The following is a 21,264-nucleotide window of genomic DNA, read 5'->3' on the forward strand; positions in this document are numbered from 1 at the left end:
CCCATGCAATTCAACGAAAACTCACGAGTTAAACTTCCTACCATTTTGCATTTATGCAGATTGGGCTACACTTACTTGCCTTTATCAAGGACTAATTGGGATAAGAACACCAATATTTTTACCGATATATTCAAATCAAATATTAAAAGATTAAATCCTGAAATAACTGATGGCGATGTAAAAGGCATATTAGATAACATCAATTTGGTGTTGGATTATGAGGATTTAGGGAAAGCATTTTATGAATTAATTACTTCTCCGTCCGGTTATAAACTAATTGACTTTGATAATTTCAAAAACAATTCCCTGCACGTTGTTACTGAATTACCATGCGTAAATGGTGAGGAAGAATTTCGACCTGATATTACATTGTTGATTAACGGAATGCCGTTGGTTTTTATAGAAGTTAAAAAACCGAATAACCTCGAAGGCATACAGGCTGAATACAAACGCACATTTAAGCGCTTTGAAAATAAAAAGCTACGTAAGTTTATTAACGCTACGCAGTTAATGGTATTTTCAAATAACATGAACTATGCTGTTGGCGATATTGTTCCATTGCAAGGTGCATTCTACGCTACAACATCATACTCTAAGCCTGTATTCAATTATTTTAGAGAAGAAGACAAGTTTGATTTACAAGAATTATTAGCTGATGTTCCTGATGATTTGGAAACATTCATCTTAAAGGACAACAATTTAGTGGGTATTAAAAATGCTCCAGAATTTATTACAAACAAAAACCCCGATTCTCCTACTAATAAGATTTGTACTTCGCTCTTTCGGCCTGAACGATTATCATTTTTTCTGCAATATTCTATTACCTATGTAAAGGAAAACGCCAGTTTACAAAAACACATCATGCGCTATCCACAATACTTCGCAACAAAAGCTATTGAGAAGAAATTGAACGAAGGCGTTAAAAAGGGTATCATTTGGCACACACAAGGAAGTGGAAAAACTGCACTCACATTTTATAACGTAAAATATTTAACGCATTACTTCCGTGCAAAAAATATTGTTCCGAAATTTTATTTTATTGTTGACCGTTTAGATTTACTAATACAAGCCGGACGAGAATTTAAAAGTCGTGGACTTGTGGTACACAATGTAAATTCACGAGAAGAATTTGCAAAGGATATTAAGTCCACAAGTGCCATACACAACAATTCCGGCAAATTGGAAATTACTGTTGTAAACATTCAAAAATTTAAAGATGATCCGGATGTTTTACGCAGTAAGGATTATCAATTAAACATTCAGCGCGTTTATTTCTTAGATGAAGTTCACCGAAGCTATAATCCGAAAGGAAGTTTCTTGGCCAACCTGAACGAATCCGATCCTAACGCAATCAAAATAGGATTAACAGGAACGCCATTATTGGGTGATGATTATAATTCTAAATCTTTGTTCGGAGGTTACATTCACAAATACTATTACAATTCTTCCATTGCTGATGGTTATACGTTACGCTTGATACGTGAAGAAATTGAAACCAGTTACCACTTAAAATTAAAAGAAGCCCTAAAAGACATTGAAATTTTAAAAGGCGATTCCGACAGAAAGTTGGTTTACTCCCATCCCAAGTTTGTAGAGCCAATGCTGGATTACATTGTACAAGATTTTGAAAAGGCACGTATTGCAAGCAACGACAATACTATTGGTGGTATGGTTGTTTGTGATTCATCGGAGCAGGCGGAACAAATGAAAGAAATATTTGAACACAAATATTCTATCAAAGAATCTGAATACAGAATGGCTGCCGAGCCTGCTGTTTCATACAACCAAAAACAAAAAGAAGAAAGTAAGGTAACTTCTTCGGCTCTTATTTTGCACGATGCCGGAACAAAATCGGAACGTGAAGTATTAATTGAAGAATTTAAAGACGGTAAAATTGATTTGCTGTTCGTGTATAATATGCTGCTTACTGGCTTTGATGCGCCTCGTTTAAAGAAATTGTATTTGAGCCGTGTTATTAAGGCACACAATCTTTTGCAAACGCTTACACGTGTTAATCGTACCTATAAAGATTTTAAGTATGGTTATGTTGTTGATTTTGCAGACATACAGCGTGAGTTTGATAAAACCAACCGAGATTATTTTAACGAACTGCAAAATGAGTTGGGTGATGAAATGGAACATTACTCCAATTTATTCAAATCAAAAGAAGAAATTGAAAAGGATATTCAGCATATAAAAGAGGTTTTATTTCAGTACGATACTGTAAATGCAGAAGTGTTCTCACAACAAATTTCTGAAATAAACGACCGCTCTACCATGCTTCAACTGGCTAAAGCCCTTAACACCGCTAAGGAATTATACAACCTCATTCGCTTATCAGGTAATTATGAGTTATTAGAAAAATTAGATTTTCATAAACTTACACTACTATCCAGAGCAGCAAACGATAGGTTAGCATTAATCAATACTCGTGAAGCATTAGAAAAAAATGTTGATACAAGCAATCTGTTAAATGTAGCATTAGAGGATGTGATCTTCGCTTTTACCAAAATTAAGGAGGAAGAAATGATTTTGGCTGACCAACTCAAAAACATTTTACAACGTACCCGTGAAATGTTGGGTGGTAATTTCGACCAACACGATCCGGTGTTTATTTCATTAAGAGAAGAACTGGAACGCCTCTTTAAGAAAAAGAATTTAAGCGAGGTTACAAAGGAGGAAATGGAACAGAATATTCAGGATTTGGAAAAGATTTATAACGAAGCCAAAGAACTGGAACGTAAAAATCAATTACTGAAAGCGAAATACGATAATGATTCCAAGTATGCCCGTTTGCACAAACGCCTAATGGAGAAAGACCCACTAACGGATAGCGAAAGCAAATTGTTTGAGGCTCTGCAAAGTTTAAAGAAAGAAGTGGATACACAGATTTTGCAAAATTCGCATATGCTTGAAAACGATAGCTACATTGAAAAAATGATGGCAAGGATAGTGATTGACCAACTGATGAAAAAGCACCAGTTACCTCTTAATCCTGAATCATCACAACGAATTAACCTATTAATTGTAAAAGAGTACATGAACGAGTATTACGGACGTGCATCTTAAAAAATAGTGTATGAGTAAGAAAAGTGAAATTAAATTATTTGAACAAAAACAAGTACGAACCATTTGGGACGAAGAAAATGAAAAATGGTATTTATCTATTGTAGATGTAATTGAAGTACTTACTGGCACTGACCGCCCCAGAAAATATTGGAGTGACTTAAAATCTAAGCTTAAAAAAGAAGGAAGTGAGTTGTCCGAAAAAATCGGACAACTGAAAATGGAGGCGTCTGACGGCAAAAAATACACAACCGATGTGGCCGACACCGAACAATTGTTTCGGGTTATACAGACTATTCCATCTCCTAAAGCAGAACCATTTAAACTGTGGTTAGCACAAGTAGCTGCCGAACGTTTGGATGAAATGCAAGACCCGGAGTTGAGTATTGACAGAGCCTTAGAGCAATACCTAAAATTGGGTTATTCGGAAAAATGGATAAATCAACGACTTAAAAGTATTGAAATTCGGAAGGAACTTACCGATGAATGGAAAAAACGCGGTTTAAAAGATGGTGTTCAGTTTGCTACACTTACCGACATTATCACCAAAGCGTGGAGCGATAAAACTACCAAAGAATATAAAATACTTAAAGGGTTGAAAAAAGAGAACCTGAGGGATAATATGACTAATACCGAATTAATTTTGAGTATGCTTGCAGAAGCTTCCACTAAAGATATATCTGAAGCTACCAAGCCCGCTTCTTTTGAAGCCAGCAAAAAAGTGGCCCAACATGGAGGGAATGTAGCTAAGGTGGCTTTAAAAGAATTAGAATCCAAAACCGGTAAAAAGGTTGTAACGGCTTTAAACGCTAAAAATCTATTGGAAAAAAATTTGTCGAATGTAAAAGACATTAAAAAATTACCATCGAAAAAAAAGAAATAATGTCAAATACTTTTTCGCAAATATATATTCAAGTAATCTTTGCAGTTAAAGGTAGGGATAGTCTGATTTTACCGAGTTGGGAAACGGAATTACACAAATATATTACAGGCATTATTACCAATAAAGGGCAAAAGTTAATAGCTATAAACGGAATGCCAGATCATATTCATATATTAATTGGTATGAAACCAAGCTGTTCCCTATCGGATTTGGTGAGGGAAATAAAAAAGTCCTCTAACGAATTCATCAAGAGTAAGAAATTCACAAAGTTTAATTTTCAATGGCAAGAAGGTTTTGGGGCATTTTCGTACAGCCATTCTGCGTTAGACAATGTAATAGCATATATTAGCAATCAGAAAGAGCATCACAGAAAAAAAACATTTAGAGAGGAGTACGTTGAGTTTTTAGAAAAATATAAAATAGATTTTAAAGATGAATATTTGTTTGAATGGATAGAATAATGGACTTGAACCGGAAGGGTTCATATATTTCTAATAAACACAATAAAACAAATGATACGACCCCGAAGGGGTCGAACAACTTACAAATAGACAATTTATACATATGCGATTCCTTTGGAATCAAAAATTTGTGAAGAGGGGCAGGAAATAGAAATGCAAGAGCAAACCCGTAGGGTTTGAATATGTATAACAAACAGAAACAAACAAATGATACGACCCCTGCGGGGTCGAACACCTTACAAACGAAAAATTTACAAATATGCGATCCCTTCAGGATAAAAAATTTGGGAAGAGGGGCGGGAAATAGAAATGCAAGAGCAAACCCGTAGGGTTTGGATATGTATAACAAACAGAAACAAACAAATGATACGACCCCTGCGGGGTCGAACACCTTACAAACGAAAAATTTACAAATATGAGATCCCTTCGGGATCAAAAATATGGAAAGAGAGATAGGAAATAGAAATGCAGGAGCAAACCCGAAGGGTTTGAATATGTATAACAAATAGAAACAAACAAGTGATACGACCCCTGCGGGGTCGAACAACTTACAAACAGACAATTTATAAATATGCAATCCCTTCAGGATCAAAAAATAAGAGTATGAGCAAGACATTAGAATTTGAAAGAAAAACAAAAACCCTTATTGACGACCTAAAGAGCGTTTGCGCTAATTACGGTTTAGGCAATGATGGCAATGAGTTTAAAATTATTACGCAGGTTTTTTTGTATAAATTTTTGAACGACAAATTTGCCTATGAAATAAAGCAGTTGGAACCAAAGCTTGCCAAAGCGGAGAGTTGGGAGAGTGAATTAAAGAAATTTAAAAAGAATGATTACGAAATGCTGCTGATGCAGTTGAATGAAAATACTGCACGATTAAGACCAGAACATTTCATCGCTACACTTTACGATAAACAAAACAGCGATAAATTTTCCGAATTGTTTGATAACACACTATTGGCTATCGCAAAGGAGAACAACGATATTTTTTCTGTACTTACCGATGGTGGCGAAAAAATAATGTTGTTTGAAAACATCAGCAAATATGTAACGGATAAGCGGGATGAATTTTGTAAGGCAATCGTTAACAAACTGGTGAACTTTAGCTTTGAACATATTTTTACCGAGAAGTTTGATTTCTTCGCTACTATTTTTGAATACCTCATTAAAGATTACAATACCAATAGTGGTGGCAAGTACGCAGAATATTTTACACCTCATGCCGTAGCTAAAATTATGGCATCGTGCTTAGTTACTGAAAAAGTTAAAGATGTAACCTGTTACGATCCTTCGGCAGGTTCAGGCACATTGTTAATGAATTTGGCTCATGCCATTGGCGAGGATAAGTGTACCATTTACTCGCAGGATATTTCTCAAAAGTCATCAAACCTGTTGCGGTTGAATTTGATATTAAACAATTTGGTACACTCTATACCTAACATTGTAAAGGGAAACACCTTGTTAGACCCCTACCACAAAGAGAAGGATAAAAAGACCTTAAAGAAATTTGATTTCATTGTTTCTAACCCTCCGTTTAAGCTTGATTTTAGTGATTATGTGGAAGATTTAAAAAGCAAAGAAAACCACGAACGCTTTTTTGCAGGTGCGCCCAATGTACCAAAAACAAAACCCGAAGGCATGGCTATTTACCCCATGTTCATACAGCACATCATGCACTCGCTTTCTGCAAAAGGAAGAGCAGCCGTTGTTGTACCAACCGGATTTATTACCGCACAAAGCGGAATTGAAAAAACTATACGTGAAAAAATGGTGGATGCTAAAATGCTGCGTGGTGTTATAAGTATGCCTAGCAATATTTTTGCAACCACAGGCACTAACGTTAGCATTTTGTTTATTGATACTGCCAATAAAAAGGGCGACATCGTATTGATGGATGCCTCTAAATTAGGAACTACGGTTAAAGAAGGTAAAAATCAAAAGACATTACTCTCTGCCGATGAAGAACAAAAGATCATTAACACCTTTAATAAGCACAAAGTTGTTGAGGATTTTACGGTAGTTGTTTCTTATGACCAAATAAAAGAAAAGAATTACAGCTTTAGCGCAGGGCAATATTTTGATGTGAAAATTGAATACACAGATATTACTCCAAAAGAATTTGCAAAGAAGATGGAAAGCTATAAAACCAATTTGGATAACCTTTTCAGCGAATCAAAGAAATTGGAAAAAGATATTCAGAAACAATTGGAGGGATTGAAGTATGAGTAAGATTTCACAAACTACTTTAGGTGATTTAATTGAATTTCAGCGGGGGTATGATTTACCTAAATCTGAATTTAAAGAGGGGAATGTTCCTGTAATATCTTCGAATGGTATTTTAGGATATCATAATGAAGCAAAAGTGAAAGCGCCAGGCATTACAATAGGTCGAAGTGGAACTGTTGGCCTACCACATTATATTAAAGTTGATTACTTTCCTCACAACACTGCACTTTTTATAAAAGATTTTAAAGGTAATTTCCCAAAGTATATTTACTACTTAATAAAAACTTTAAGATTAAACGAATTTAAAAGCGGATCAGGTGTCCCAACAATGAATAGGAATCATTTGCATCCACTTAAAGTAAATGCGTATTTAGATCCTAAAATTCAAGAAAAGACAACCTCGGTACTTTCCTGCTTAGATTCCAAAATCGAACTCAACAACCGCATCAATGCCGAGTTAGAAGCAATGGCAAAAACACTTTATGATTATTGGTTTGTGCAGTTTGATTTTCCCTTCGACTTCGCTCAGGGCAAGCCGAATGCAAAAGGTAAACCCTACAAAACAAGTGGGGGTAAAATGGTTTGGAGTGAGGAATTAAGGAGGGAGATTCCGGAGGGGTGGGAGGTGAGAAAGTTAGAGGATGTAGAAAACAACATCATAACAGGTAAAACGCCTTCAACAGAAAATCAAAGTTATTTTAATGGAGATATTCCATTTATTTGCATAGGCGATGTTAGAGGGAATATGCACATAGTTGATACAGAAATTAAACTAACAGAAGAAGGAGCTAATACACAAAAAAATAAATTTATACCTAAAGGATCTATTTGCGTTACATGTATTGCTACGCCCGGGTTAGTTGGCTTTGCAACTAAGGATTCACAAACAAATCAACAATTAAATTCTATCATTTGCGAAAAATTCGAAAATCAATATTATTTATATTTCTATCTCACTGACTATTTTAAGTACGCAAGGGCTAAAACAGGTAACACGTTTGCCAATATGAACAAAGGTGATTTTTCTTCTATACTTGTAGTTAAACCATCTAAAGAAGTATTGATAAACTTTTCTGAAAAAGTAAAACCTTTAGTTGAAATTATACTTAATAATTCTTTACAAAACCAACAACTTGCATCTCTCCGTGATTGGCTTTTGCCAATGTTAATGAATGGGCAGGTGAAGGTGTCTGAACTTTGATTTTTGTGATTAAATGATTGGTATGATTAATGAGCAATACAAATATTCTGAACAGACTTCCCGAATTATTGGATGTGCTATGACTATTCATAAAACGTTAGGAAATGGTTTTCAGGAAGTCATTTATCAAAGGGCACTGGCAATTGAAATGGGTTTGGCTGGTATTGAATTTAGCAGAGAATTTGAAATGCCAATTTTTTATAGAGAAGAACAAATAGGCACTCGGAGGGTTGATTTTTTAGTAGAAGGAATTATTTCAGTGGAGTTAAAAGCAATTACCAAACTAGAAGATGTTCATCTTGCGCAGGCTATTAATTATTTGGAAGCGTACAATTTGGAAATAGGTTTGCTTATCAATTTTGGAGAATCAAGCCTAAATTTCAAAAGATTGACCAACAAAAAATATAAATCACCTGAATCAAAACAATCAAAATAATCATAGTTCAGACACTTAATGAATGGGCAGGTGAAGGTAGGTGATGAGAATTTACCTGACAAAGAAGAAACAATTGAATATTTACCTAAGCAGTACAAGCCTTTCACTATGCATGCTAGAGGGGAGACTGGCCCTATAAAAAATCTTCAAAATTCAAAGGCAGCATTAAAAAGCAAAAAAAGCGAAACCCCCAAAAACGAAAATTTGAAGAAGCGAAAGAGACAAGCTAGATAAAAGAATCCGAAGGATTCCTATATGTATAAATAAATGAAAAATAAAAAAACATACGACCCCAACGGGGTCGCACTAATGAAATGAAACGTAAATCTATAAATGTATAATCCCTTCGGGATTAGGGTAGCTGAAGGTTGAAAAGTTAGAGAGAGGATGAAAAATTAATTTTTTAATCGTATTTTTATAATGTGGAAGAACAAGGCTACATAGAAGTTAAGATTGAAGGATTAGTTGGTAACAAGCAACTAAAACCTTTAGATATTGATATTGCTGAAATAAAAGAAATAATCAACAATGTTGAAACTTTTTTGTACCCCACTAGATCTGAAAAAGCAGAACGCCCCCACATTTCTTACAAACTAGAAGAAGGATCTGCCAGAAATTTATTTTACTTACCAATATCAGGTGTACTATTATTCAATGGTTTGTTAAATGAGGTAAGCGTTAGAGGAAACATCGATTTTTTAGATAATAAACGAGCTGAAATTATTGATAAGTTTCAGAGAGAAGCAACCGAAAAAAACATAGAGATTTCATTTTATAGCTCTTCAGGGGCTAATCCAATTCTAAAAATCAGTAAAGAAACACAATTTTTTAAAATAGCTGCATCATACATAGAAACTGAATTTGTACTGTATGGCAAGATTAATGAAGAAGGAGGGAATAATCCCAACTTTCATCTTTTAACTAAAGAATATGGAAAGTTGGTAATTAGTGCTACAGAACAGCAACTTTTGGAAGGTGAGAAGCGGTTATTTAAAATTTATGGAGTAAGGGCAAAAGGGAAACAGAGTTTATCAGACAAGAAGCCTTTTGACCTAAAGCTTATTGATTACGTTACATACAACCCAAATTATGATGAAAATAAATTGGATTTGATTATAAAAAAAGCATCCGTAGCATGGAATGGGATTGCAAATGTAGATTTATGGTTGCAAGGAATAAGAGGAGGAGCTAATGGATAGTATTTTACTAGATACTTCATTTTGCATTCGACTACTTAAAAGCAATGATGCTTTGCACCAAAATACTAAGGAGTATTTCAAGTATTTTTTAGAACAAAAAATAGAAATGTATTTATCAAGTATCGTTATTGCGGAATACTCAGTGAAAGATGATGCAAATAATTTACCACTTGAGTATGTAAAAATAATTCCATTTGATTTTTTTGATGGAAAAACTGCTGGCGAGTTTCATTCAATTCTTATTAATAAAAAAGAGTACGTTGCCAATATTGAACGTAATGTAATTAAAGATGATTGCAAACTGATTGCTCAAATATTCAATAGGAAAATTCAAGGATATATTACAAAGGACAAAAAGTCTTTTAACCAAATAATCCAGCCTATTCAAACTATAAAAGGTATTAAAATAGAACTACTTGATTTCGAAATTCCATTAAAAGAATATAGAGGAGAATTGTTTTAGCCAGCATACTTCTAAGTTACCTTGGCAATTTCTTCTTGTCGCTTAAATTCTTCGTATTCATTTTTTAGTTTTGAAACTATAATCGGTGTTACCGCCGCCAACTGGTAGCCAAATACTAATAGAAATCCCATTATAACATGTGCCATTATTAGAATGGCTAATACATAGTTATTAAAATATAGACTTTGATTGAAAACAATAATTGATGTTATAATAGATCTAATCAATAAAATAAAATCAGTAGTATAATAGAATTTTGCTCGCTGGATTTGTTTCAGCATTCTTGCTGCCTCTTTTGAAGGAATAGATTTACTTACTTTCTCATATAAATCGAATATCCAATTTTTTCTTTTTGTTTGAATTGGTAATTTTTCTTTGAGTTGTTTATTTGTTCCTAGCAACGTAAATGCCTCAGCAAAAGAGAAGTCAAGAATTTTTCTTTGCTGCTTCTCCCCGATTCTATCGTTAAACCACTGAAATATGAATTGAGAAGGGGCGGAGGTTAACACCCAAACAAGAAAAAAAAATCCTAATGGAATTATGAATTTTCCGTTCAGGAAAAAATCAATGATCATCTCTATAGGAAAGTTACTAGGTATAGGTAGATTTACATATATCTTCTTAATGATGGCAAACGTTATAACGGAAACAAATAGAATATTCAAAAAAGGTTTTAATAAATTATGCCCTTTTCCATGTCTAATTAAGCTAGCTGTTTTTAAGAGTTCGTCCATAATTTTATTTTAAGAGAGTTACTAATTGTTTCTTGTGAATAGATTTGATACGAAACTCAATAATGAAAGTGCTTTATAACTATTTATTTCATTTCCATATTCATTATCTAATCCATGCATTATTCCATGTCTATTAAAATCAGAATTATATAGATGATTGTCTTCAAAAAAAGCATCAATTCCCCTAATTTCAATTAAAAGCTTTGTAATATAATCAGGCGCATTGTTTTTTTCAAGGTAGGATTTCAGTCCATCCTTTCTTTTTCTTTTTATTTTGAATAAAAATCCTTCACAAATTCCATCAGCTTGTGAAGTAAATAAAATTGTAGAAGCAAAAAACATTTTTTTATCATGACACTTTTTTGCTTGTTTAATTATCTCTTTTCTCTCGGGGAAATCAGATATAAATTCATCAATAACTCTACTAAAATTATTTTTATAATAGTTGCACATTGCTTTATCAATTGCCTCCTTGCCTTCTTTTATGACTATGGTCGTTGAGTTGAAAATATTTCCAATTGACATGGTTTTGGATATATACCATCCATTATCAGCTAATATTGAAATGCATTTATCGAAAGTATTGCGAAGGTTAGATTTTCCATTTAACGCATTTGCTAACTGTTCTAATTCTTGAGTCATTTCTTTCACTTTTAAAAAATCACAAATTCTTAGTCTTCAAATACTCCTTCATCGTATCACAAGGCAACTTACTTCCTTTTGCTTTCACATCTTTAATAAATTCATCACACTCCTTTTCTGTCATTATTTTTTTGTTCATAGCTATTACTAATATGTCCATTGTCGTATAGTAGATGATGTTGTATTGTTTGCAATATGCTTTAATATCTATCAAATTGCTGCTGGCAATATAATGGTTTTGAAACCTTGCTACGGCCATACAAGCGCTTTCCCCCTCTCCAAATTGTTTTATCAAAAGAGCGTACTCCCTAATTACCTCCGTTTTAGTAGGAAATGAGATTACCGGGATTTTAAAGTGAGATATAAAATTAGTAATGGGTGTGGTTAAGCTTTTACTTCTGCATAGTTCATTCTTCACTTTGTCCAACATTACCAACCTGTTCGGAAAAATAGCGGAGAGTTTATGTAGGCAACTTCCATTTAAAAAGTGACGGACCACATCTGCATCTAACAGTATATCCGGCTTATTCTTCCTGCTCATTATCGTCTGCTAAATTTTCAATATCCTTTCCTATATCCTTCATTAAGCTGATAAAATGAGATTCTGAAATAATACCATTATCAAATAATTTTTTTGCTTTGGCTCCGTAATCGCCTATTACCAGGCCTTTGTTGCCGGGTTTGTATAAAGTGGTATCGTACCCTAACAACTCTGCACTGCGAACAACTCCTGTTGTATATTTTTCATATTTGTCAAAATCAATCAATCCCATGGCATCTAAGCGTATCAATAAAGCTCTCCTGCTGCACGCAAAATATTGTTCAATTTTGATAATCGTAGTTAATTCAATTTTATTCTTACTCAATTCATCCTTAGGAATAAGAGACAGTAAGCACTCCTCCGGCATTAATAAATATGCTGCAAACCAATCGGCCTCATACTCCACTTTATTTTTTTTATCAAAGTTACCTGCATTGGAAACTTCGTACACAAAATCTTTTTGAACAAACAGGTGATAAAACTCATGCGCTATTGTAAAATGCTGTTTACTCACGCGATGATTGGAATTTATGATTATAAATTTATAATCACTATGCTTAATTGCCATTCCGGAAAAATTATCCGACATAGGCTTAAACATGGCCATCACACCCAGTTTGGGTAACCAGCTTTTCATACGTATCGGCTCACATGCTCCAATGCCATTTCGCAAACGAAAATCGGATGCTTCCTTTTGTAAAAAATAATTATTCGGCATTCTTCTTTTCTAAATCAATAATTTTTAAATAATTTTTTACCACTTTTCTAAATTGAGCCAGTTCTTTCAAATCTTTTTCTTTCATCTCAGTTGCCCTAAACGCAAAAGCAACATTGGTATTGATATGATTTATATCTGTTTCAAAAAAATCAGACAGCTCAGCCCCATATACATCCGCCAACTTTTCTAAAATTTCAACCGAAGGCTCCCTGCTATCATTTTCATAATAACTAAGCAATTCTCTTTTAATGTCTAGGAAAGAAGCCACAGCTTCTTGAGAAAACTTATTTTTCTCCCGATATGCTTTTAATATATGTCCGATTTTCATATTGCTAAGATTGTTACAAATATATGGAAACTTCATTTTTTAGTCAATAATTGTAACAATTATATGCAGGTTTTTATATTGGCCTGATTATCAAAAACAAATTTGTTTCAAATCCGTATTCCCCTTTCTCTATTCTCCATTTCCTTTGGCGAAATTTTTACTGCTAAATTTGGTAGTACAGCTTGGAAAATAGAACTTTAAACAGTAATCCTATATATTTATGAAGAGCAAAATAATTTATTTCGTAGCAATTATACTATCCATTGGAGCCTCTGCCTGCAATGTAAATTCAACCAATACTTCTGCGGAAGCCGGAAAAGAGCCTTGGACAGAGGCGGAACTTATGCCACCTGCAAAGCTAAATGAACTATTGACCTCCCAAGAGCTATTGTCTGTGGTTGTATTTAATATTGGGCCATCCGGAAAAATTAAAAATTCGGTTGAAATTGGACCAACGCAAGAACAAGAAAATTTGGAGAATCTAAAGAAGCAATTATCTACCGTTTCGAAAGACAAAGAAGTAGTAATTTATTGTGGCTGCTGTCCTTTTAAGAATTGCCCCAATATTCGCCCTGCATTTGCTTTGTTAAAAGACTTAAATTTTCAAAAGCCACGACTGTTAAATTTAGCCGATAATCTAAAGGTTGATTGGATTGACAAGGGTTATCCGATGATGGAGTAAGGAGAGTATTCTTGGAAATTGTTTGAGAATAATGAAGCACACAATTGGTAATTCCTTTCTATTATTCTTTTAAATTGATATTGAATTGTATTTTGGTTTTGCCAACTTATTTTAATCTAATAGTTAATTTTACGTTTTCAGCATTTCCAATCTTAAAAGATACGTCCTCGAAATCTGGAGGGCCAAATGTGCCATATTTGTTTAAAGAGAATCCATATTTTTCGGTGGGTATTCCGAAATAGTTTTTATCAATTTTTTTATTATCATTAGTATCATGCCAAGTGGCAATTGCATAAGTACCGTCAGGTATATCTTTGAAGGTGTAGGTAATTTTGTTTAGTAAAGGTGTGGCAACAACTCCGATAAATACTTTATCATAGCTGCCAAAGTCGCTTTTTTGGTTATATAGCCCGATTTGAATTTTCCCATTAGTATTTTGTATGCCTTCAATGGTCAAAGCAATGGTGCTTGTTTGAGCCACAGCTAGATGGGCTAATGTAAAAAGCAATAGTAAGAAAACTAATAGTCTCATTGTATTCTATTTTCTATTGTAATTATCAGATCTATGCTTCCTTAGCATTTTTTAAACCCCCTTTTGCTATTTATATAGTTTTTAATTGTTGCTTAAGATGGAAAAAAAATGTGATGAAATTGTTTTAAAAAGACAACATTGTCGGCACCAACAAAAACAAAACCCCTGAAATGAATTACATTACAGGGGTTTATTGTTTTAAGTAGAGGTCCCGTGCGGATTCGAACCGCAGTAGGAGCTTTTGCAGAGCTCAGCCTAGCCACTCGGCCACAGGACCTTATTTATTTAAGAATTAAAGTTTTATTAATTCTAATAATGCAATGCAAAGGTAAGGATTATTTTTCAAAAAAAGATATTTGTCAATGTCTTTAGAGAATACTTGCAATGAGGCTGGTTGATTGAAGCTAATTGTGTTGTATGTATTGAACCAATATGTATTGTAGTTGTTTATAAAATAGGGGCTAAGTTGGTTAAAAACCTTTTGATTTTAGCCATAATCTGTGGTCTGATTGCGCTATTTTAAGAAAAAAATTAAATACATTTGCATTGCAAAATTGTAAGTTGTTTGCGTGCCATTGCAGCACACAAAAAAAACAACGAAACAAAATGCCTAAACTTTAAATCTGCTTTTTTTGAGTAGATTATTAAACACAAACAGAATAAGAAAATGAGAAAAATTATTTTTACCTCTATTGTATTGTTTTTTATTGCCATGAATAGCTTTGCGCAAAAGAGTAACAATGGTAAGCTAGATACCATTACCGATTTTGCTGTTCGATACGACATTCCATTTGTAATGCCGGATAGTATAAAGCTAATGACTAACGTGTTTCTTCCGGTAGTTCAAGATTGTTTAATGGTTAATATAAATTTTGGTTTTGGAAGCACCAATTTAGAGTTGATCAGCAAAGGAACTCAGCTATTGATTTACGATACTCTTAATGGGCAGTCTAATCCTAATCCATACAAAATGCCATTAATTTTTACCCGTACTCCTTACAATAAGCACGCTAATTCTCCTATTGGCGGTATTTTGGGGCTTCTTGGTTATGCGTATGCTGAACAAGATATGAGAGGTAGATACACCTCCGAAGGTGTTTATCTTCCGCTGTATAGCGATGGTTGGAACAAAAATCCATATCATCCACTAACAAAACATGTATTGGATTTAACACCTTTGAGCGACCCTAAAAATGGGAATAAGCACGAAGATGGGTACAACAGTATTCAGTTTATGTTGGATACCAATAATTTAATTAGAACGTATGATATAAATAATGATGGTGTTATAAATCCTGCTACAGAGTCATTCTCCATGTTTAATGGACGAATTGGAATGTTCGGAGGGTCGGCATTGGGATACAATCAATATCAAGCTGCTGCGGCACATAGGATAGACCCAAGCAAGCCTGGACTTAAATGTTTATTGCCAATTGTAGGACCAAGCGAATTTTTTAAGAGTACCGGCTTTCACAATGGAGTGTTGCGAGATAGATTAGTTACCGGATGGCTTAAAGGACAAATATTTACCGGTACTGATGCTATTACAGAGTATCAAGATTCAGCACAAATTGCAAATGATAATGACATTCAAAATGCCATTCACAGTGCATTTGATTACGGATTGCCAAATAAATTTGTGGCTGCAAATAGTGCAATCGACCACTTTTGTGTAACCCGATATCCGGACGCAAATGGCAATTTAGAGCCGGCTGGATACTATCCAAATTCCCCTGCCAGAATTGACATGGATGTTAGTCGTGCAATGGTAGATGCCAATGGCGAAGGAAGTGCTACCGGTACATTTAGTCGCTACACCAACATGGAAGTGCCAATTTATAATCTTACTGGTTGGTATGATATTTTTATTGATGGACAAATTGAGTCAAGAAATTATGCCGAAAAATATTTGAGCAACACGTATGGAAACAAAAAACTGCAAAAAATATTAATAGGTCCTTGGGCGCACGGAACCATTGGTTCGAGAGAAACAGGAGATATGGTGGGTGCAAACAAATATCCTGAAAATGTATTAGACGGTATAGGCGTGAATATATCCGGAGATAACGAAGATGTTTCGATTACAGATGTATTGAAATCAGAGTTTGTGTCTTGGTATCGCTACAACCTAAATTATAACCCTAGTCAATATCTTGGAGATCCTAAGTTTATGATACCTGCAAGCCACAAATGGCAAGGAGGATTGATAAAAGTAAGAATACCATCTCAAGATTTTAAAATGCAATTTCATGAGTTCCTAAATTTTATGAATGGTTCCGGTGGCTTAAATAATTTAAAGATGGAATACAAAGATCCATTCCCTCCTTATACCGTGCATCAAATAACTATTAGTATTCCTGCACTTGGGCAACCAATGATGAGTCAATTAGATAATGAACCTATTTCCCCGGCTCCTATTAAGAACTTTGCCAACCTTCCGAATGTGAAGTTTTATGTTATTGGTCCAGTAAATGATTCGGCTAATAATGTAAATGTGGGTAACTATTGGTTTTCGTCCAATACATTTCCACCTCCAACTGGTATCAGTATGCAGAAAATGTATTTACATAATAACGGAACTGTTAATTCTACTGCACCAACATCTGATGAAGGATATAAAATTTATGTGCACGATCCTAACGATCCTGTTATTACAGCCGGTGGTGGTAACATGCTTGAGCAAATACCCAATAGCAATGATATAACTAGAGGACAAGTAGATATGACAAGTCCATTATATTCTTCCTATACAATGAACAGGCCAGGTGTAATACAATTTTCAAGTAATGCGATTCAAGATTCTTTATGTATTATAGGAGCACCCGTTGCAACATTGTATGCAAAAACAAATCCTGCAGGAGCCTCCAGTGGACTTACAGACACAGATTTTATGGTTAGGATTCTCGATGTATATCCTGATGGAAGAGAACTCTTTGTTGTAGAAGGCGCTGTAAATGCACGTGCACGAGATTATGCTAAAAACTTAGTGGACAATCCAAGTATGGATGAAGATTTCCCTTTCCCTAATGATAATACTCCATTTACAAATATTAATATTGGACAAGTGTATGAATTCAGATTCAAATTTTTCCCAATTGCATATACCTGGGGTAAAAACCATAAAATAAAAATACTTATCAGTAGTAGTAATTTTCCTCGCTTTCAAGTTAATCCAAACATTCCAATTGCAGATGGAGAATTTTTTAGAAGAAAACCAGGTGATGGACAAGGAACAAACAAAACACCGGATGGCTCTTTTATGATGCCAAGAGTTGCAGTACAAAGACTTGCTTTTTCTCCTCAATACCCGTCTAGTATTGAATTGCCTGTATTTACAAGCTCTCCGCTGTCGTTGAACGAAGATAAACAAGATTATTCTTCAGGATTGAATATACTTGTTTATCCAAATCCGGCTTCAGATAAAGTAAGCATATATCTTTCTACAAACTCAGAATACAAAGCTGCTTTATTGGATATTACTGGCAAGCAATTGCTTGAGTCTAAAGCATTCCAAGATCAAGTTGATTTGGATGTGAAGAATATTCCAACAGGAATTTATCTTGTAGAAGTAACAGACAGCAGAACGAATGAAAAGTCGATGAGAAAATTAATTATTAATCGTTAAACGAATTCCATTTTTTTTTGAATTAATTCCTTTGTGCAAGCCATAGTTAGTTATATGGCTTGCACTTCAAATAAATAAAATCTAGAAAATAGTGTAATGAAAAAAGTATCTCCTTTTAAGCTAGTAAAGAATTTTGCGTTTTTAATTTTAAATCTTTCTTTTTTTACTGTAGTTGCCCAACAAAAAATCTCCGGAGTTTTAACAGATAAAAGTACCAAGCAGCCACTTGCTTTTGCGGCTATAGTTATCAAGGGTACTACCACAGGTGTTACCACTGATATTAATGGAGCTTACGAACTAACTGTTGACTTTGCTGATAAAGAGGAGGTGATTCTTCAAGTGGCATACGTTGGCTATTCTAAAAGAGAGGTTACACTTGAAAAAGGAGAAACTACAATCGACTTGTGGTTAGAGCCAACAGCAGTTTATGGTAAAGAAGTTGTTGTTACCGGTTCTCGTGTTAGTGAAACTATTTTGGAATCGCCTGTTTCTATAAAGAAAATGAATTCAAAAGAAATTAAAGAAGCTGCATCGGGAGATTTTTATGAAAGCATGGGTAACCTAGGTGGAGTAGACGTTAATCAATCTAGTATGGGTTTCAAAACAGTTAATATGCGCGGGTTTAACTCCACAGCCCCAATTAGAATGGTGCAGTTTGTAGATGGTATGGATAATCAAGCCCCGGGTCTTAATTTCCCACTTGGTAATTTAGTGGGAGTAAGCGATATTGATTTGCACAGTGTTGAAATTATTACAGGAGCAGCATCTGCTTTGTATGGTCCAAATGCGTTTCAAGGAGTGGTAAGTATGACATCAAAAAATCCATACGACTTCCCGGGAACAACAGTTCAATTGAAAGGAGCTACAAACAACTTGGTGGAGGCTCAGTTTAGACATGCACAGACTTTTGGAAAAAATAATAAATGGGGAGGAAAAATTACGGGTTCTTTTACTCGTGCTGATGATTGGGTTGCAGATGATACCGCAGCAAATAAATATGGAGATATTTCTACCACACAAGATTTAAGTGCTATCGTTAGAGGGTTAAAGTACGATAGCGATCCACAAAAGGCTTCTGATTTTACTAAGCTGAACGACTGGTTAGACTTTAACCAAGAAGGTTTCAGAGGATTAGGCAAGAAAAAAATTACGGCTCCTGGGTATATGGAGTCTGACTTGTCTGATAATAAAGTAAAAAGTTTAAAATTGGGTGCCGAGCTTCATTATAAATTTAGCGATAGTTTGCGTGCGTCTTATGTGTATAAGCTTGGTCAGGGAACCGCAGTGTATCAGGGGTCGAATCGATATAGCATAAACAATATTTTATTTCAACAACATAAATTAGAGTTGACAGGCAAACGTTTTTTTGTGAAAGCATATACAACTCGCGAGAACGCTGGTGATTCATATGATATTGTGTTTACCGGAATTAATGTTTCTAAAGAAGGCGTTCCGCAATACATATCAGAATATCTCAGTAAATATTTTAACACGCTGTCTGACTATACAGATGAATTTTCGGATGATTTAAAACCATGGATGGTAGATACAGCTATTTCTCGCGCTAATATTGCTGCCAATTCTGGTTGGTATAAACCGGGAACTGCAGCGTTTGATTCTATTTATAATAAAATAGTAAACGACCCACGATTAGAAACTGGGTCTAAATTCCTTGATAAATCATCGTTTACGCATGTCGAGGGGCAATATAATTTCAATTTTAAGTTTGCCGATGTTATTGCAGGAGGCTCTGCAAGATTGTTTAAACCAAGATCTTTTGGAACAATTTTTAGAGACACACTTATAGACCCTTCTGATACATTGGCCGATGGAAGAGACAATCCGAAAGGGAAGTACTTAGATTTGTCAACTTACGAAGTGGGTGGATATATTCAAATGAGTAAGGAAGTGTACAAAACAGAAAATACAAAGTTGAAGTTAATAGGTTCTGTTCGTGTAGATAAAAATCAAAATTTTGATCCTCAATTATCGCCAAGAATTTCGGCTGTTTATTCACATAAAAACAGTGTATTCCGTTTCTCAGCGCAGTCGGCATTTAGAAGCCCTACACTTCAAAACCAGTATTTAATGTTAGATATTGGCCCAATTATTTTAAGTGGAAATTTAGATGGGTTTAGTAATTTATATACGCTCGAATCTGTTAATGCATTTAACGCACATTACGATTCTACATATGAAATTTCTCCATCATTACTCGAAACAGTAAAGCTAGATCCTGTTAAGCCGGAACAAGTAAGAACAGTAGAATTGGGATATCGCGGAGTAATTGCAAATAAAGTATATGTAGATGCAAATGCATACTATAGTATTTACGATAATTTTATTGGGGATACTCGAGTTGTTCTTCCAAATGGAGATGCTGTTGCAGGCGAAGAAAATGGAATGGATGCAATTTTAACAAAATCATATAGGTTGTATCAAACACCAATTAATGCAAAGGAGAGTGTGTCTAGTTACGGAGGGGGTCTTGGGCTTGCTTATTATTTTAGTCCGGTACAGTTGTTGCCTACAGGAAGTAATCAAAATTATTCTATTAGCACAAACTACACCTATGCTGCGTTAGATACAAGTAAATTAGCACAGGATAAAATTATCCCCGGATTTAATACGCCTAAACACAAAGTAAACATTGGTGTTAAAGGAAATAATTTGTACAAGAATCTAGGTTTTTCTTCTAATTTTCAGTGGGTTGATACCTATCGTTGGGAAAGTACTTTTGGCAATGGAGATATAAGCAGTTATCGAATTGTTGATGTGCAATTATTTTACGAGTTCCCGAAATACCATTCTACAGTGCGGTTAGGGTGCTCTAACTTGCTTAACGAAAAGAGAAGAGAAGCTTACGGAGCTCCAACAATTGGCAGGATGGCTTATGTTACATGGCTTTGCGATGTAGGTGCTTTTAAAAATAAATAAGAAAATAGTAGGGTTTATTATGTAAAAAGGAGATGAAGTATTTTACTTCATCTCCTTTTTGTTTGTTGAGGGTTTTATGTTGTAATCGGAACAAACAAAAAAATCCCCAATGGCTATCGGGGGAGTCTGTGTTATAAGTTTTTCAGTTTTGTAACTAATTCCGGATAAGATTTTAGATTTTTAATATACTGTGCGCTTTTCATTTTTTTGATGTGCTTTTCTATTTTTAACGCTTGATTAAAAGTGTTGCACTCGATATACAGAAAAAGCTCCCAATCACTAGCCTTAGCAGTAAAATGAGAATTACCATAGAAGTGATTATTATGTTTTGTAATTCTCACATCTACGGAATCTTGCGTTGCCCCTGTATAAAAGCGATTCAACTTTTTACTAAAAATAATGTAGCAGCTTGGCATAAGATAAAAAACCTTCTAAACTAATTATGTTTAGAAGGTTTTTGTGGTGGGCGTTACTGAAGCAAGTTAGAACCTTTTTTGAACAAGAGCAATTAAAATAGCCTGCTATTTTGCTTTTGCCTTGACACAAAAGCAATAAAAGGTCAAGGCTGCTAATAAATTTTGTTACGT

Annotated in this window: 19 protein-coding genes and 1 tRNA gene; 12 read left to right on the plus strand and 8 right to left on the minus strand. The window is 34.5% G+C overall.

Going from position 1 to position 21,264, the window contains the following annotated elements:
• Positions 1 to 3: 3 nt before the first annotated feature.
• The 9 genes from J0M08_09760 to J0M08_09800 all read left to right on the plus strand — a co-directional run bounded on the left by J0M08_09760 (position 4) and on the right by J0M08_09800 (position 9,938).
• Positions 4 to 3,069 carry a type I restriction endonuclease subunit R gene (locus J0M08_09760; protein ID MBN8703340.1) on the plus strand — a complete coding sequence of 1,022 codons (3,066 nt, stop codon included), beginning with the start codon at positions 4 to 6 and terminating at the stop codon, positions 3,067 to 3,069.
• Positions 3,070 to 3,079: 10 nt separating this feature from the next.
• Positions 3,080 to 3,949 (plus strand): Bro-N domain-containing protein, encoded by an 870-nt coding sequence (locus J0M08_09765; protein MBN8703341.1) that lies wholly within the window; start codon positions 3,080 to 3,082, stop codon positions 3,947 to 3,949.
• Complete coding sequence (tnpA, locus tag J0M08_09770; protein MBN8703342.1) at positions 3,949 to 4,410, plus strand: IS200/IS605 family transposase; 462 nt, start codon at positions 3,949 to 3,951, stop codon at positions 4,408 to 4,410. Before J0M08_09765 ends, tnpA begins: the two co-directional genes overlap by 1 nt.
• A 603-nt stretch (positions 4,411 to 5,013) precedes the next feature.
• Complete coding sequence (locus J0M08_09775) at positions 5,014 to 6,642, plus strand: SAM-dependent DNA methyltransferase (protein MBN8703343.1); 1,629 nt, start codon at positions 5,014 to 5,016, stop codon at positions 6,640 to 6,642.
• Entirely contained in the window at positions 6,635 to 7,840 is a 1,206-nt protein-coding gene (locus J0M08_09780) for a restriction endonuclease subunit S (protein MBN8703344.1), read from the plus strand. Before J0M08_09775 ends, J0M08_09780 begins: the two co-directional genes overlap by 8 nt.
• 22 nt (positions 7,841 to 7,862) lie before the next feature.
• The gene (locus tag J0M08_09785; protein ID MBN8703345.1) at positions 7,863 to 8,276 is read left to right on the plus strand and encodes a GxxExxY protein; all 414 of its coding nucleotides are present in this window, start codon (positions 7,863 to 7,865) and stop codon (positions 8,274 to 8,276) included.
• 30 nt (positions 8,277 to 8,306) lie between these two features.
• Complete coding sequence (locus J0M08_09790; protein ID MBN8703346.1) at positions 8,307 to 8,510, plus strand: hypothetical protein; 204 nt, start codon at positions 8,307 to 8,309, stop codon at positions 8,508 to 8,510.
• Between the two features lie 188 nt (positions 8,511 to 8,698).
• A complete protein-coding gene (locus tag J0M08_09795; GenBank protein ID MBN8703347.1) occupies positions 8,699 to 9,475 on the plus strand; it encodes a hypothetical protein in 777 nt (258 codons plus the stop codon).
• Positions 9,468 to 9,938 (plus strand): hypothetical protein, encoded by a 471-nt coding sequence (locus tag J0M08_09800; protein ID MBN8703348.1) that lies wholly within the window; start codon positions 9,468 to 9,470, stop codon positions 9,936 to 9,938. Before J0M08_09795 ends, J0M08_09800 begins: the two co-directional genes overlap by 8 nt.
• Positions 9,939 to 9,949: 11 nt before the next feature.
• On the opposite strand, the gene J0M08_09805 is transcribed toward J0M08_09800, so the two are convergent.
• Genes J0M08_09805 through J0M08_09825 form a run of 5 tightly spaced genes read right to left on the minus strand, consistent with a single transcriptional unit; the run spans position 9,950 to position 12,901 of the window.
• Positions 9,950 to 10,672: a hypothetical protein gene (locus J0M08_09805; protein ID MBN8703349.1), complete on the minus strand. Its 723-nt coding sequence runs from the start codon at positions 10,670 to 10,672 to the stop codon at positions 9,950 to 9,952.
• A 21-nt stretch (positions 10,673 to 10,693) separates the two neighbouring features.
• The gene (locus J0M08_09810; protein MBN8703350.1) at positions 10,694 to 11,314 is read right to left on the minus strand and encodes a hypothetical protein; all 621 of its coding nucleotides are present in this window, start codon (positions 11,312 to 11,314) and stop codon (positions 10,694 to 10,696) included.
• Positions 11,315 to 11,333: 19 nt separating this feature from the next.
• The gene (locus tag J0M08_09815; protein MBN8703351.1) at positions 11,334 to 11,855 is read right to left on the minus strand and encodes a hypothetical protein; all 522 of its coding nucleotides are present in this window, start codon (positions 11,853 to 11,855) and stop codon (positions 11,334 to 11,336) included.
• On the minus strand, positions 11,839 to 12,573 hold the full coding sequence (locus J0M08_09820) for an ImmA/IrrE family metallo-endopeptidase (GenBank protein MBN8703352.1): 735 nt from the start codon (positions 12,571 to 12,573) through the stop codon (positions 11,839 to 11,841). The genes J0M08_09815 and J0M08_09820 overlap by 17 nt, the downstream gene beginning before the upstream one ends.
• Positions 12,563 to 12,901 (minus strand): helix-turn-helix transcriptional regulator, encoded by a 339-nt coding sequence (locus J0M08_09825; GenBank protein MBN8703353.1) that lies wholly within the window; start codon positions 12,899 to 12,901, stop codon positions 12,563 to 12,565. The genes J0M08_09820 and J0M08_09825 overlap by 11 nt, the downstream gene beginning before the upstream one ends.
• Positions 12,902 to 13,121: 220 nt before the next feature.
• Between J0M08_09825 and J0M08_09830 the strand changes: the two genes are divergently transcribed.
• Positions 13,122 to 13,583: a rhodanese-like domain-containing protein gene (locus J0M08_09830; GenBank protein MBN8703354.1), complete on the plus strand. Its 462-nt coding sequence runs from the start codon at positions 13,122 to 13,124 to the stop codon at positions 13,581 to 13,583.
• A 106-nt stretch (positions 13,584 to 13,689) separates the two neighbouring features.
• On the opposite strand, the gene J0M08_09835 is transcribed toward J0M08_09830, so the two are convergent.
• Together J0M08_09835 and J0M08_09840 are read right to left on the minus strand one after the other, a co-directional pair.
• On the minus strand, positions 13,690 to 14,115 hold the full coding sequence (locus J0M08_09835) for a DUF2141 domain-containing protein (GenBank protein ID MBN8703355.1): 426 nt from the start codon (positions 14,113 to 14,115) through the stop codon (positions 13,690 to 13,692).
• 206 nt (positions 14,116 to 14,321) lie between these two features.
• Positions 14,322 to 14,392 (minus strand) — tRNA-Cys (locus tag J0M08_09840).
• Positions 14,393 to 14,782: 390 nt separating this feature from the next.
• Between J0M08_09840 and J0M08_09845 the strand changes: the two genes are divergently transcribed.
• Positions 14,783 to 17,740 carry a CocE/NonD family hydrolase gene (locus J0M08_09845; protein MBN8703356.1) on the plus strand — a complete coding sequence of 986 codons (2,958 nt, stop codon included), beginning with the start codon at positions 14,783 to 14,785 and terminating at the stop codon, positions 17,738 to 17,740.
• A gap of 96 nt (positions 17,741 to 17,836) precedes the next feature.
• Positions 17,837 to 20,677, plus strand: a complete 2,841-nt coding sequence (locus tag J0M08_09850; GenBank protein MBN8703357.1) for a TonB-dependent receptor — start codon at positions 17,837 to 17,839, stop codon at positions 20,675 to 20,677.
• A gap of 131 nt (positions 20,678 to 20,808) precedes the next feature.
• Here J0M08_09850 and J0M08_09855 read toward each other — a convergent pair whose 3' ends face one another.
• Entirely contained in the window at positions 20,809 to 21,093 is a 285-nt protein-coding gene (locus J0M08_09855) for a GIY-YIG nuclease family protein (protein ID MBN8703358.1), read from the minus strand.
• Between the last annotated feature and the right edge of the window lie 171 nt (positions 21,094 to 21,264).

The organism is Bacteroidota bacterium (genome assembly GCA_017303975.1).
Lineage (GTDB): Bacteria > Bacteroidota > Bacteroidia > JAFLBG01 > JAFLBG01 > JAFLBG01.